At 72.6% G+C, this 12,297-nt stretch carries 15 protein-coding genes; 3 read left to right on the top strand and 12 right to left on the bottom strand.

Translation table 11 applies throughout. The features are described from left to right. Window positions 1-40: 40 nt before the first annotated feature. The gene (gloA, locus tag ACE3T5_RS01300) at window positions 41-436 is read left to right on the top strand and encodes a lactoylglutathione lyase (protein WP_374663612.1); all 396 of its coding nucleotides are present in this window, start codon (window positions 41-43) and stop codon (window positions 434-436) included. On the opposite strand, the gene ACE3T5_RS01305 is transcribed toward gloA, so the two are convergent. From ACE3T5_RS01305 to edd, 3 genes are read right to left on the bottom strand one after another with little or no spacing between them, the layout of a single operon-like run. Further along, entirely contained in the window at window positions 394-1,341 is a 948-nt protein-coding gene (locus tag ACE3T5_RS01305) for an alpha/beta hydrolase (RefSeq protein ID WP_374663614.1), read from the bottom strand. The two genes, gloA and ACE3T5_RS01305, sit on opposite strands and share 43 nt — an antisense overlap. A 5-nt stretch (window positions 1,342-1,346) precedes the next feature. Continuing rightward, window positions 1,347-1,982 (bottom strand): bifunctional 4-hydroxy-2-oxoglutarate aldolase/2-dehydro-3-deoxy-phosphogluconate aldolase, encoded by a 636-nt coding sequence (gene eda / locus ACE3T5_RS01310; protein WP_374663616.1) that lies wholly within the window; start codon window positions 1,980-1,982, stop codon window positions 1,347-1,349. Then, window positions 1,973-3,793: a phosphogluconate dehydratase gene (gene edd, locus ACE3T5_RS01315; protein ID WP_374663619.1), complete on the bottom strand. Its 1,821-nt coding sequence runs from the start codon at window positions 3,791-3,793 to the stop codon at window positions 1,973-1,975. The genes eda and edd overlap by 10 nt, the downstream gene beginning before the upstream one ends. A gap of 113 nt (window positions 3,794-3,906) precedes the next feature. Between edd and ACE3T5_RS01320 the strand changes: the two genes are divergently transcribed. Continuing rightward, window positions 3,907-4,503, top strand: coding sequence for a gamma-glutamylcyclotransferase (locus ACE3T5_RS01320; protein ID WP_374663621.1), 597 nt, complete (start codon window positions 3,907-3,909; stop codon window positions 4,501-4,503). Between the two features lie 33 nt (window positions 4,504-4,536). On the opposite strand, the gene ACE3T5_RS01325 is transcribed toward ACE3T5_RS01320, so the two are convergent. Next, complete coding sequence (locus tag ACE3T5_RS01325) at window positions 4,537-5,094, bottom strand: NTP transferase domain-containing protein (RefSeq protein ID WP_374663623.1); 558 nt, start codon at window positions 5,092-5,094, stop codon at window positions 4,537-4,539. Between the two features lie 63 nt (window positions 5,095-5,157). Between ACE3T5_RS01325 and pdxH the strand changes: the two genes are divergently transcribed. Further along, on the top strand, window positions 5,158-5,808 hold the full coding sequence (gene pdxH / locus ACE3T5_RS01330; RefSeq protein WP_374663625.1) for a pyridoxamine 5'-phosphate oxidase: 651 nt from the start codon (window positions 5,158-5,160) through the stop codon (window positions 5,806-5,808). A gap of 39 nt (window positions 5,809-5,847) precedes the next feature. Here pdxH and sugE read toward each other — a convergent pair whose 3' ends face one another. The 8 genes from sugE to ACE3T5_RS01370 all read right to left on the bottom strand — a co-directional run bounded on the left by sugE (window position 5,848) and on the right by ACE3T5_RS01370 (window position 12,296). Beyond that, window positions 5,848-6,165: a quaternary ammonium compound efflux SMR transporter SugE gene (gene sugE / locus ACE3T5_RS01335; RefSeq protein ID WP_374663627.1), complete on the bottom strand. Its 318-nt coding sequence runs from the start codon at window positions 6,163-6,165 to the stop codon at window positions 5,848-5,850. 40 nt (window positions 6,166-6,205) lie between these two features. After that, window positions 6,206-7,156: an AEC family transporter gene (locus tag ACE3T5_RS01340; RefSeq protein ID WP_374663629.1), complete on the bottom strand. Its 951-nt coding sequence runs from the start codon at window positions 7,154-7,156 to the stop codon at window positions 6,206-6,208. A 36-nt stretch (window positions 7,157-7,192) separates the two neighbouring features. Then, complete coding sequence (locus ACE3T5_RS01345) at window positions 7,193-9,196, bottom strand: TonB-dependent receptor (RefSeq protein ID WP_374663631.1); 2,004 nt, start codon at window positions 9,194-9,196, stop codon at window positions 7,193-7,195. 85 nt (window positions 9,197-9,281) lie between these two features. Beyond that, window positions 9,282-9,665: a hypothetical protein gene (locus ACE3T5_RS01350; protein WP_374663633.1), complete on the bottom strand. Its 384-nt coding sequence runs from the start codon at window positions 9,663-9,665 to the stop codon at window positions 9,282-9,284. 10 nt (window positions 9,666-9,675) lie between these two features. After that, window positions 9,676-10,170: a DUF3299 domain-containing protein gene (locus ACE3T5_RS01355; RefSeq protein ID WP_374663635.1), complete on the bottom strand. Its 495-nt coding sequence runs from the start codon at window positions 10,168-10,170 to the stop codon at window positions 9,676-9,678. A 32-nt stretch (window positions 10,171-10,202) separates the two neighbouring features. Continuing rightward, window positions 10,203-10,442 carry a hypothetical protein gene (locus tag ACE3T5_RS01360; RefSeq protein WP_374663637.1) on the bottom strand — a complete coding sequence of 80 codons (240 nt, stop codon included), beginning with the start codon at window positions 10,440-10,442 and terminating at the stop codon, window positions 10,203-10,205. Window positions 10,443-10,446: 4 nt separating this feature from the next. Continuing rightward, window positions 10,447-11,649 carry an FtsX-like permease family protein gene (locus tag ACE3T5_RS01365; protein WP_374663640.1) on the bottom strand — a complete coding sequence of 401 codons (1,203 nt, stop codon included), beginning with the start codon at window positions 11,647-11,649 and terminating at the stop codon, window positions 10,447-10,449. After that, window positions 11,646-12,296 carry an ABC transporter ATP-binding protein gene (locus tag ACE3T5_RS01370; RefSeq protein WP_374663642.1) on the bottom strand — a complete coding sequence of 217 codons (651 nt, stop codon included), beginning with the start codon at window positions 12,294-12,296 and terminating at the stop codon, window positions 11,646-11,648. Before ACE3T5_RS01370 ends, ACE3T5_RS01365 begins: the two co-directional genes overlap by 4 nt. Window position 12,297 lies beyond the last annotated feature (1 nt).

The following is a 12,297-nucleotide window of genomic DNA, read 5'->3' on the forward strand; positions in this document are numbered from 1 at the left end:
GCGCCGCACGCAGCCGGCGGCCGTGGCCATAATTCCGCGCATGAGACTCCTCCACACCATGCTGCGCGTGGGCAACCTGCAGCGCGCCATCGACTTCTACACCCAGGTGCTGGGCATGACCCTGCTGCGCACGACCGAACGGCCGGAGCAGAAGTACTCGCTCGCCTTTGTCGGCTACGGCAAGAACCCGGACCACGCGGAGCTGGAGCTCACGTACAACCACGGCGTGGATTCCTATGAGCTGGGCACGGCGTTCGGCCACCTGGCCATCGGCGTGCCCGACGTGTACGCCGCCTGCGACCGCATCCGCGCGGCCGGCGGCAACATCACGCGCGAACCCGGGCCGGTGAAGGGCGGCAGCACCGTCATCGCGTTCGTCACCGACCCCGACGGCTACAAGATCGAGCTGATCCAGCGCGCCACCGAATCGGTGTAGATGCCGGGCTGGCCGAGCTGGCGGTTGATCTGCATGTGGTCCTTGTCCTGCATCCAGATCGTCACGCGGTGCTTGAACTCCGAGGCCTTGCGCTCATAGGCGTCGGCCTGCGGACAGGCATCCGGCCGCTGCTGCGAGCAGATGAAGAGCACCGGCGGCGGCCCCTTGGGCTGCATCGCGTGGAAGGGCGAGACGCGTTCCCAGTAGGCGGGGTCGGTGCCGAAGGCGCGGTCGTACAGGCGCGGGTGCGGCGCGCGCATCAGGCTCACCAGGTCCAGCGCGGCGCTGTCGAGTACGACGGTGCCCTTCCAGGGATGTGCGCCCACGCGCTGCGCCTCGGCCGGGTTGGCATGCAGCAGCGCTACCAGGTGACCGCCGGCCGAATGCCCCATCAGCACCACGCGGCGGCCGTCGGCGCCCCATGAAGCGGCCTCGCGCTGCACGAAGGCCAGGGCCCGCGCCACGTCTTCGGCCTGCTCGTGCGGGCGCACCTTCGGCACCAGGCGGTAGTTGACCGAGACGACCACGTAGCCCTGCTGCGTCCAGTAGGCGGCCTTGGGCTGGATCATCCCGGGCTCGGCCTTGTCACCCAGCACCCAGGCGCCGCCATGCACCATGACCAGCACCGGGCCCGCAGGCCGCGCGGGCACGTAGGCGTCGAGCTGCTGGCGGGCCTCGGTGCCGTAGGCCAGGTTGCGCAGCACGCGGGGCCCCTGCGCCGCTGCGGTGGCGCTGGCGGGCACGGAAGCAGCGGCTGGCGGGCTGCCCGTCGTGGCGGGGCCGGCGGCCAGCGCGCTGGCGCAACTGGCCGCGGCCACCCAGGCCGTGAGCCGGGCTCGCCAGAGCTTGCCCATCCGCGCGCCCGCCAACGGCGCGTGCGGACAAAAGCGATGGATCAGGTGCATGGCAATCATCGGGGCAGCGCCGCCGCCTGCTGCGCCAGCGCGGTGATGTGGGCCCAGTCGCCGCGCGCCACCGCATCCGCCGGCGTGAGCCAGGAGCCCCCCACGCAGGCGACGTTGGGCAGCGCCAGCAGCTCCGGTGCGTTCGCAGGGGTCACGCCGCCTGTGGGGCAGAACACCACGTCGCCGAACGGGCCCTGCCAGGCCTTCAGCATCGCCGCGCCGCCGGCTTGCAGCGCCGGGAAGAACTTCAGCGCCAGGTGGCCGTCTTCCTGCGCCGCCATGATCTCGCTGCCGGTGGCCACGCCGGGCAGCAGGGGCAGGCCCAGGTCATGGCAGGCCTTGCCCACGGCGTGGGTGTAGCCGGGACTGACGGCGAAGCAGGCACCCGCCATGGCCGCGGCCTGCGCGTCGGCGGCGCTGCGCACGGTGCCGGCGCCCACCACGGCGTCGGGCACGTCCCGCGCGATGGCCTCGATGCAGGCCAGCGCCACCGGCGTGCGCAAGGTCACCTCCAGCATGCGGATGCCGCCGGCCACCAGTGCGCGGGCGAGTGGCACCGCGTGTGCGACCTCGTGCAGCACGATCACCGGGATCACCGGCGCGTCCTCCATCACCTCGCGGGGGGACAGGCTCACAGCCATGTGCAGGCTCCTTCTTCTGCCGGCAGCGCCAGCCGGCGCAGGCCCGCGAACAGCTCGCGGCCCATGCCGTGCGCACCCGCCTGCACCAGCGCCTGGGGCGGCTGCGCGACGGGGCGCGCGTTCCATTCCGGCTCGGGCACCAGCGCCTGCAGGGTGCCGGCCACCGCGTCGAGCCGCACCACATCGCCATCGCGCAGCTTCGCCAGCGGCCCGCCCGCCGCCGCCTCGGGCGACACGTGGATGGCCGCCGGCACCTTGCCCGAGGCGCCGCTCATGCGGCCGTCGGTGACCAATGCCACGCGCAGGCCGCGGCCCTGCAGCACGGCGAGCGGCGGCGTGAGCTTGTGCAGCTCCGGCATGCCGTTGGCGCGCGGGCCTTGCCAGCGCACGACGCACACCACGTCCTGCGTCAGCTCGCCAGCCTGGAAGGCCGCCTGCAGCGCCTCCTGGCTGTCGAAGAGGCGGGCCGGCGCCTCGATCACATGTCGGTCCTCCGGCACGGCCGAGACCTTGATGACCGCGCGGCCGAGGTTGCCGGTGAGCAGGCGCAGGCCACCGGTGGCGCTGAACGGATCCGTCGCCGGTCGCAGCACCGTCGTGTCGCCGCTCGCGCCCGTGTCCTGCCAGGTGATGTCGGCCTCGACGGCAGCCACCGGCCGCCGCGTGTGCGCGCGCAGCCCGCCGGGGTGCACGGTGAGCACGTCGCCATGCAGCAGGCCGGCATCGAGCAGCTCGCGCAGCACGAAGCCGGGGCCGCCCGCCGCCTGGAACTGGTTCACGTCCGCCTCGCCGTTCGGATAGACGCGTGCCAGCAGCGGCACCGCCGCCGACAGCACGCTGAAGTCGTCCCAGTCGATCACGAGGCCCGCCGCGCGGGCCACCGCCACCCAGTGGATCAGGTGATTGGTGGAGCCGCCCGTGGCCAGCAGCGCCACCATCGCATTGACGATGCAGCGCTCATCCACCACCCGGCCGATGGGCGCCTGATGGCGGCCGGGCAGCAGGCCCAGCAACATGCGCACCGCCTCGCGCGTCAGCGGCTCGCGCAGGCCTTCCTGCGGCTGCACGAAGGCAGCGCCGGGCACATGCAGGCCCATCGCCTCCAGCAGCATCTGGTTGCTGTTGGCGGTGCCGTAGAAGGTGCAGGTGCCCTGCGAGTGATAGGCGCGCGACTCGGCATCGAGCAGCGCGTCGCGGCCCACCAGGCCCTGCGCCGCCTGCTCGCGCACGCGCGCCTTGGCGCTGTTGGACAGGCCGCTGGGCATGGGCCCGGCCGGCACGAACACCATGGGCAGGTGGCCGAAGTGCAGCGCGCCGATCAGGAGGCCGGGCACGATCTTGTCGCACACGCCCAGCAGCAGCGCGCCATCGAACACGTCGTGGCTCAGGCCCACCGCCGTGGCCATGGCGATGACGTCGCGCGAGAACAGGCTCAGCTCCATGCCGGCCGTGCCCTGCGTCACGCCGTCGCACATGGCCGGCACGCCGGCGGCCACCTGCACCGTGGCACCGTGGCGCCGCGCCTCGTCGCGGAGGATGGCGGGATAACCGGCATACGGCGCGTGCGCGGACAACATGTCGTTGTAGGCGCTGACCACGGCCAGGTTGGGCGCGCGCTGGGCAACGACGCGCAGGCGCTCGTCCGCCGGCATCGCCGCGAAGGCATGCGCCACGTTGGCGCAGCCCAGGCGGTCTGCCCCGCGGTCTCGCGCGGCCGCGGCGTCGAGCCGCGCCAGGTAGTCGGCACGCGAAGCCGCGCTGCGCTCGCGGATGCGCGCGGTGACCGCTTGCAGGGCGGGATGAAGCGTCATGGTGGCCGGATCCTACCCCGCGGGCCGGCTCCCCGACGCGCCGATGGTTACCGGCGGGTTACCAATCTGCGCGGTGCGCTGCCCGCCCGCCGGGCTTTCGGTAGAGTGGCGGCATGTCCGAGGTGTTGAAGCCGCTGCGCGACCCGCAGGCGCTGCTGGAGCAGGCATTGGCCGAGTGGGGTGGCGGGGAGGACCTGTGGGTCTTTGCCTACGGCTCGCTGATCTGGCGACCGGATTTCGATTACGCCGAGCGACGCCCGGCCCGCGTGAACGGCTGGCACCGCGCGCTGAAGATGTGGAGCCGCATCAACCGCGGCACGCCCGAGCGCCCCGGCCTGGTGTTCGCCCTGCTCTCCGGCGGCTGCTGCCGCGGCATGGTGTTCCGCATCCCGCGGGAGGCCAGTGAGGAAGCGCTGCGCCAGCTCTGGCGGCGCGAGATGATCACCGCCGTCTATGACGCCCGCTGGCTGAACGCCCACACGCCGCAAGGCCCGGTGCGCGCGCTGGCCTTCACCCTGTCGCGCGCCAGCCCGAATCACACCGGCGAGCTGAGTCTGGACGAGTACCGGGCCATCTTTGCGCAGGCGCGCGGGCGCTATGGCACCACGCACGAGTACGCGCATCTGACGCTGGAGGAGCTGCGACGGCATGACATCCGGGATCGGAATCTGGAGCGGCTGCTGAGGAAGCTGCAGCACGACACGGAGTGAGGTCGCCCCCACCGGGGACCATGCTCGGCCCGTCTAGTGGCGTGGCACAGGGGCGGACGCCAGCCGCTGCTCGATGCGCGCCAGATCCGCCACCGTGTCCACATCCGTGACGATGCCCTCGTCCGCCAGCGGCAGCTCGATCACGCCGCCGGCCGCGCGCTGCGCCTTCACCACCGACGCGGCGCCCTCGGCGCCCGCCAGCGCCAGCAGCGCATCGCGGCACACGGCGCCGAAGCCCACCGGATGGCCGCGCACGCCCTCGTGCACGGGCAGCACCACCGAGTGGGTCGCAAGTGCAGCTGCCACGGCGCGCAGGCTTTCCGGCCGCACCAGCGGCAGATCCCCCGGCAGCACCAGCCAGCCGGTGGCGTCGCTCGTGGCGCGCACGGCCGCGGCGATGGAGTCACCCATGCCAGGATGCCCCGCGTCCTCCACATGGAAAGGCAGGCCGCTGGCCCGCACCGCTTCCAGCGTGTGGGCCAGCACGGGCCGGCCCGCCAGCAGCGCCTGCAGCTTGGAGCCGGCACCGCCCGAGGCGCGGAAGCGTTCGCCGCGGCCGGAGGCCAGCACCAGCACAGTGGGATCGTTCATGCCGCCACTGTAGCGCCGCAGGTGCCGGCCGCACGGAAGGGCCGCTCTGCCAGAATCCGCCTCATGAGCACGCCCGCATCCGACATCGCGAACCTGCGCAAGAGCTACGAGAAGGCCGAGCTGAACGAGGACGCCTCGCACGCGGATCCGCTGCGCCAGTTCGAGCAATGGCTGCAGGAGGCCATCGCCGCCGAGGTGCCGGAGCCGAACGCGATGACGGTGGCCACCGTTGCCAGCGACATGCGGCCCAGCACGCGCGTGGTGCTGATCAAGGGCTACGACGAGCGCGGCATCGTCTGGTACACCAACTACGAAAGCCGCAAGGGCCAGGAGCTGGCGGGCAACCCGTATGCGGCGCTGCAGTTCCACTGGGTCGAGCTGGAGCGCGTGGTGCGTATCGAAGGCCGGGTGCAGCGCACGTCGGCCGAGGAGAGCGATGCCTACTTCGCCAGCCGACCGCTCGATTCACGCATCGGCGCGTGGGCCAGCCCGCAGAGCCAGGTGATCAGCCACCGCGGCGTGCTGGTGGCCAATGCCGCCAAGTACGGCGCGCAGTTCATGCTGAGCCCGCCGCGGCCGCCGCACTGGGGCGGATTCCGCCTGGTGCCGGACCGCTGGGAGTTCTGGCAGGGCCGCAAGAGCCGCCTGCATGACCGGCTGCGCTATCGGCCGGCGGAAGGTGGTGGATGGGTGCGGGAACGGCTGGCGCCGTGAAGATCCTGGATGCCCACCTGCGCGGGCATGACGAGGCGCTCACGCGTGCGTCATCTTCAAGCCCACGATGCCGCCCACGATCATCGTCACGCACAGCAGGCGGGCGGCGGTCGCTGGCTCGTTGAACAGCACGATGCCCAACGCCACGGTGCCCACCGCGCCGATGCCCGTCCAGACCGCGTAGGCCGTGCCCACTGGCAGCGTCTTCATCGCCCAGCCGAGCAGCACCACGCTGGCGACCATGGCGGCAATGGTGATCGTGGAGGCCAGCGGCCTGGTGAAGCCCTCGGTGTACTTCAGGCCGATGGCCCACACCACCTCGAACAAGCCGGCGACGAAGAGAATCAGCCAAGCCATCTGTGCACTCCCGAGTGTGTCTGCATGACGTGAAGGGTCGTCATCCGCCCGTGCCGAAGAAAGCCAGCGCGATCGACAGCGTGGCCATGGCCAGCAGGGTCGACAGCCCCACGCTGGCGGTGACCAGATCCTGCGCCACGCCATAGCGCTGGGAGAACAGGAACACGTTGGCGCCGATGGGCAGCGCGGCGGCCACCACCATCACCGCGAAGGGCACGCCCGACAGGCCCAGCGCCCAGCCGATGGCCAGCACCAGCAGCGGATGCAGCGCCGTCTTCAGCGCGGCCACGCCCAGCGCGGGCTTCCATTGCTGGCCGATGGACGTCTGCGCCAGCGACACACCCACCATCAGCAGCGCCACCGGGCCCAGGGCCTGGCCCAGCAGCTGCAGCGGCTTGTCGATGACGGCCGGCAGCGTCCACCCGGTCTGGCCGAAGGCCAGGCCCGCCAGGATGGGCAGCGGCACCGGATGCAGCACGGCGTTGCGCACCGCCTGCAGCACGGTGCGGGCCAGTGCGCGCGGCGGCGCACCGCCGGCGGCCTGCGCCTCGCGCTGAACCGCCAGCTCCAGCACCAGCGTGGCCATGGTGAGCAGCACCAGCGCATGCACGGAAATCAACGGAAAGAGCTGCACCAGCCCGGCCTGGCCCCAGGCCAGGCTGACCAGGGGTACGCCGATCATGAAGGTGTTGCTGAAGGTGGCGGCCAGGCCGATCACCGCCGCCTCGCGGTGGAAGCCGCGCACAGCCAGGATGCCGAAGAACAGGATGAAGGCCGCGCCGAAGTACGCCGCCAGCGGCTGCAGCGCCACGTTGCGCGGATCCACCGTGCTCATGGTGCGGAACAGCAGCGCCGGCGACAGCACGAGGAAGACCAGGTTGGCGAGATCCTTCACCGAGGCCGGCCCGATCCAGCGGCGCCGGCCGGCGAACACGCCGATGGCGATCAGCAGCGCCACCGGCACGAGCGCGGAGAGAACGGGATGGTTCATGAGGCCCGCCAGTGTAGGCGGGCCCCCGCCACGTGATCAGTACGTCGCCTGAAGACCCACCTTGACGCTGCGCCCTGGCAGGGGCACACGGCCGGGCGCCGTCTGCGTCAGGATGGAGGTGGCGCTGTAGGCCAGCCGGTTGCCGAGGTTCTCGCCGCGTATGAACCAGAGCCATTGCACGGTGCCGGCCTGCATGCGCCAGTCAAGCGACGCGTGCCACAGCGTCGCGGCATCGGTCGCGCGCTCCCCCTGGGGCACCCGGTCCTGACGGGCCGAGTGATCGAAGCCGACGCGTGCCGACCACGGGCCTTGCGATGCCACCAGCGTCGCGCCCACGCGCATCGGTGCCATGCGGGGCAGCGGCTCGCCGGTGTCGGTGCGCCAGGCGCGCACGGTGTCGGCACGGGTCTCCAGGTTGATCCGCACCGGCGCATCGCGCAGGCGCAGGCGGGCCGTCGCCTCCAGGCCCTGCAGCCGCGCGGGCACGGCGGTGTAGGCATAGACCGGCAGCGCCTCGCCATCCAGGTCCTGCTCGGCGCCCGTGGGCAGCAGCGCGATGTAGTTGCCGAAGCGAGAGGCAAACGCCGTGAGCGTGACCTGATGATCCTGCTGGCGCCACTGCAGGCCGGCGTCCACCTGCGTGGCCCGCTCCGTGCCCAGTTGCCGGTTGCCCACTTCGTAGGCGCCGGTGGCCACGTGCGGCCCATCGGCGAACAGCTCGTAGTGGGCCGGCGCGCGCTCGCTGCGGGCCAGGTTGCCGGTGAGCTGCCAGCCGGCGGGCAGCTTCCACAGCGCCCCCAGGGCCACGCTGCCGGGCGTGAAGCGCCGCTCGCCCGGTGCGAAGCGCGCCTGCGCGGCGTCGCCCGCGGTGCGGACGCGAACCTGCTCGGCCCGCACGCCGAAGCTGACGCGGCCCCAGGGCTGTCCCAGCTCCTCGTAGGCAAAGAGCGCCTGCTGGCGCGTGCGGCTCGGTGGCGCGAAAGCCTCTTCGCCGTCGGCCGAGAGGCGGCTGCTGTCGGCCTGCAGGCCGATCACGCCCTCCAGCGGCCCCACGCGCGCATGGCGCGCCTGCAGCCGGAACTCGTCGCCGCGCAGCTGGAACACCGTGCCGGTGGCGCCGCCTTCGATCTCCGCATGGCGGTAGTCGGTGTGTGCGGCCTGCAGGCGAACCGACTGCCACACCGATTGCGCGGGCCGCCACTCGCCGTCGATCGCGGCGCGGCGCGACACCATGTCGATGCGCACGTCGTCCTCTGCCACGGCGCCGTACGCATTGCGCGTTTCCTGCACCGACGCGCCGAGGTAGCCGCGGTCGAAGAACAGGGTGCCACCCGCGGCGCCGCCCCGGCTGCGCGAGTCGGCGTTGCACAGCCGCGACCGCACCACCGTCACGCCGCCGCGCCCGCACGCCAGCGAGAGCGGCACCCTGGCATCGCCCGAGTCGCGGTCGAACACATCCACGTGCACAGCTGCGCGGGCACCGCCCGCCTCCAGCAGCGCGGCGCCGGCCCGCTCGCGGGCCCCGGTGGCGTAGCTGGCCTCCGCGCGCCCGGTCACGCCCTGCACCGGTTCGCGCGGAATGCGGTTGTCCAGCACGTTGACCACGCCCCCGATGGCCGTGCCGCCGTGCAGCAGCGCGCCCGGCCCGCGCAGCACCTCCACCGCCTCGGCGGCCAGCGGATCGGCGGAGACGGCGTGGTCGTAGCTCAGCCCCGAAGCGTCGAGCAGCGCGGTGCCGTTGGAGAGGATGCGGATGCGGTCGCCATCCAGCCCGCGAATGACGGGCCGGCTGGCCTGCGGGCCGTAGTAGGTGCTGGCGATGCCGGGCTGCGTGCCCAGGGTCTCGCCCAGCGAGGGCTGCCTGCGCAGCCGCAGGTCGTCGCCAGACAGGCGGCTGGCAGGCGTGAGCAGGTCGTCACGGCCCAGCGGATTGCCGGTGATGGTGACGGCGGGGAGCGTGGCGCCGGTTTGCGCGCCGGCCAGCCCGGAGGCGAGCGCCAGCGCCGCACCCGCCGCGCGGCGGTCGATGCGGAAGAACATGATGGTTGCGGTTCCTGAAGGAAAGACGGACGCGCCCGGCCCGCAGGCGCAGGCAGCGCCAGCGGGCACAGGCAGGGGAGACGGATCAGGAAACCGCGGCGGGCGGCGCGCGGGCGTCGAACAGCGCGGCCCAGCGGGCGCACGCTTCACCGTGGGCCAGCCGCGGGAGCGCGGCGGCCGGTGGCAGCAGGGGGAGCAGCGGCGCCGCGATCAGCGGCGCGGCATCATGGCCGATGGCATCGGCCAGGCGGCAGGCCACCTCGTCGTGGCCGGCGAACAGATCACCGAGTTCGGCGTGGGCATCGCCGTGCGCCACCGGCCCCCGGGACGGCGCCTGCACCTGCGCGACGCCACTGCCCGGGCCGTGCACGACCCCGTGCACCAGACCCAGCCACTGGGCCGCCAGCACGGCCAGCGCCAGCGGCAGCAGCCACCCGCGCCATCGAGCCCTGACCGAAGGGGTGCGCAAGCCAGCCGGCCTACTTCACCGCCACCGCGTCCGTCACGCGGTAGTACAGACCGTACGGATCATCGCTCAGCGTGGCGAAGCGGCCTTCCACCACCACCGGCTCCATCGTGTAGCGCACCGGCTGCTTCGTCTTCACCTCGATCATGCTCTCGGGCCCGCCGGGCACGCAGAACGAGCAGGTGAGCGGCACCGAGCTGAGGAGGAAGTGGGTCTGCTTCTCGCCCGGCTCCAGCGGCATCATGAAGCCCTGCACGCGCTGCGGCTTCTGGTTCAGCGCGAGCTGGTCCTTGTTGAAGACGGGCAGCACGCGGTTCTTCTCGACCTTGGTCGCGATGGTGGTCAGCATGGACCACGGCACCACGTCCTTGCGCTGGGGCAGCGGCGCGATGGGGCTTTCGGGGCTGTGCACGCCGGCACCCTGCCCGGCCGGCAGGGGCGACGACAACTGGGCCCAGGCGGGCGCGGCAGCCAGCAGGCCAGCCAGGACGAGGGCAGAAAACTTCATGTCGACTCCTATCGGGTCCGCGCGGACCACGCTCAATGCTCGTGCTTCATCCCGCAGTATTTGCCGATGGCCAGGCCCTTGCAAGCGGCCTGCAAAGCCTTCATGCACTGGTCGGGCTTCTGGCCCGACTCCAGGCACTTCGCCGCCTCGGCATGGGCCGCCGCCATCTGGCGGTGCCGCTCGGCGTCCTTCCTGATCTCGGCGGCCGTGTGCTGGCCTTGCGCCCAGGCGGCCAGGGGAGCCAGCAGCAGCACGATCCACAGTCTCTGCATCGCATCACCTCGCGTTCAGCAGTTCGGTCACATCCAGGCGGTAGGCGCCCAGCACGGGCACCAGCGCGGCCACCACGGCGGTGGCCAGCGCGGCCAGCGGCACCAGCGCCTCGGCTGGCACCCAGAGCCAGCCGGTCAAGGGCAGGGATTGCCGCTGTTCCAGGATCGAGCCTATCAAACCTGTCAAGCCATGGCCCACGAACAGCCCCAGCACCGAGGCGATCACGCCCAGCCAAAGCGCCTCGGCGCTGAGCAGGGCCGCCACCCGCATGGGCGGGGCCCCCAGCATGCGCAGCATGGCGAGATCGGCCCGGCGCTCCCGCACCGCCGTCCACAGGGCGATGAAGACCGACAGCGCCGCGGTGAGCAGCAGCACCGCCCCCACGCCCTGCAACACCTCGCTGCCCACGCCCAGCAGGCGCAGCAGGCGCGTGACCTCGATGGCGGGCGCCGCGGCCTGCATCTCGGTGTGCGTGTTCACCCAGCGCGGAAAGCTCACCGCGGCCAGCGGCGTGCGGTAGCGGATCAGGGCGACGGTGATCTCGCGGGACTCTTCGACGGCCTGGCGGTCCTCCTCCTCCACGGCAAGCGCCTTGTCGTGCACGCGCCAGACCGATTCGCTGCTGGTCAGGATCAGCCGGTCCAGCACGCAGCCGCAGGGCGCGAGCACGCCGCTCACCTCGTAGGGCGTGTCGCCGTGCGCATGCCCGCCGCCGCCCAGACCGTGGCTGCCGACAAAGCGGCTGCCCACGGCCAGGCCCGCCCGCGCCGCGGCCTGCGCGCCCGCCACGGCCTGCAGCGGCGCGCGCCACTCGGCGCCCTGGGCCAGCCGCGCCTCGTAGTGGCGCAGGTAGTCCGTGGTGGTCCCGACAATGCGGAAGCCCTGGTAGCTGTCGCCCAGGCTGAGCGGAATCATCTGCGCCACCTCGCTGCGCGCCGCCAGGCTGCGCGCCTCCGCCAGCGGGATGTTGCCGGTGGGCACGTCGATATGGAACACGCCGGCCAGGATCAGCTGCAGCGGGCTGCCCTTGGCGCCCACCACCAGGTCGATGCCCGCCAGGTCACGCTGGAAGGAGCGCTCGACCTGATGCCCCACGAGCAGCACGAAGGTGATGGACCCCAGCCCCAGCGTCAGCAGCAGCAGGTTCAGCAGCGCGGCGAGCGGCCGCGACCACAGGTAGCGCCAGGCCAGGGCCGGAATGCTCATGGCACGCCTCCGGCCGAGGCCAGTTGCAGCACACTCGCCTGCGCCAGCGCGGTGCGGGCGCGGGCATCGTGTGTGGCCACCACCAGCGTCGCCCCGCAAGCCGACGCCGTCTGGCGCAGCAGATCCAGCGCAGCGGCGGCGGATTCATCGTCCAGGCTGGCCGTGGGCTCATCGGCGAGCAGGACCCGCGGCTTCTGCAGCACGGCGCGCGCCAGCGCGACGCGTTGCGCCTGCCCGCCCGAGAGCTGGCTGGGGCGCCGATGGGCCAGCGCCTCCACCTGCAGCGCGGCCAGCGCGGCGCGGATGGCGCCATCGTCCCGCGGCAGGCCGGCCGCGAAGTAGGCGAGGGCCAGGTTGCCCGCCACGTCGAGCGCATCGCTCAGGTGCAGGCGCTGCGGCAGGAAGCCCACCGAGCGGCCGCGCCACGTGTCGCGCGCCGACCGCGGCAGGGCGGCGAGGTCCTGCCCGGCGACGGTGAGCTCACCGGCGGGTGCCAGCAGGCCCGCCGCCAGCGCCAGCCAGGTGGACTTGCCCGCGCCGGATCGCCCCTGCACCAGCAGCAGGCCGCCCTGCGGCACGTCGACGTCGGGAAACGCCAGGTCGGGCCCTTGCGGATAGAGGTAGTGCAGGCCGCGGGAGCGAATCACT

Source organism: Ramlibacter sp., assembly GCF_041916345.1.
GTDB lineage: Bacteria > Pseudomonadota > Gammaproteobacteria > Burkholderiales > Burkholderiaceae_C > Ramlibacter.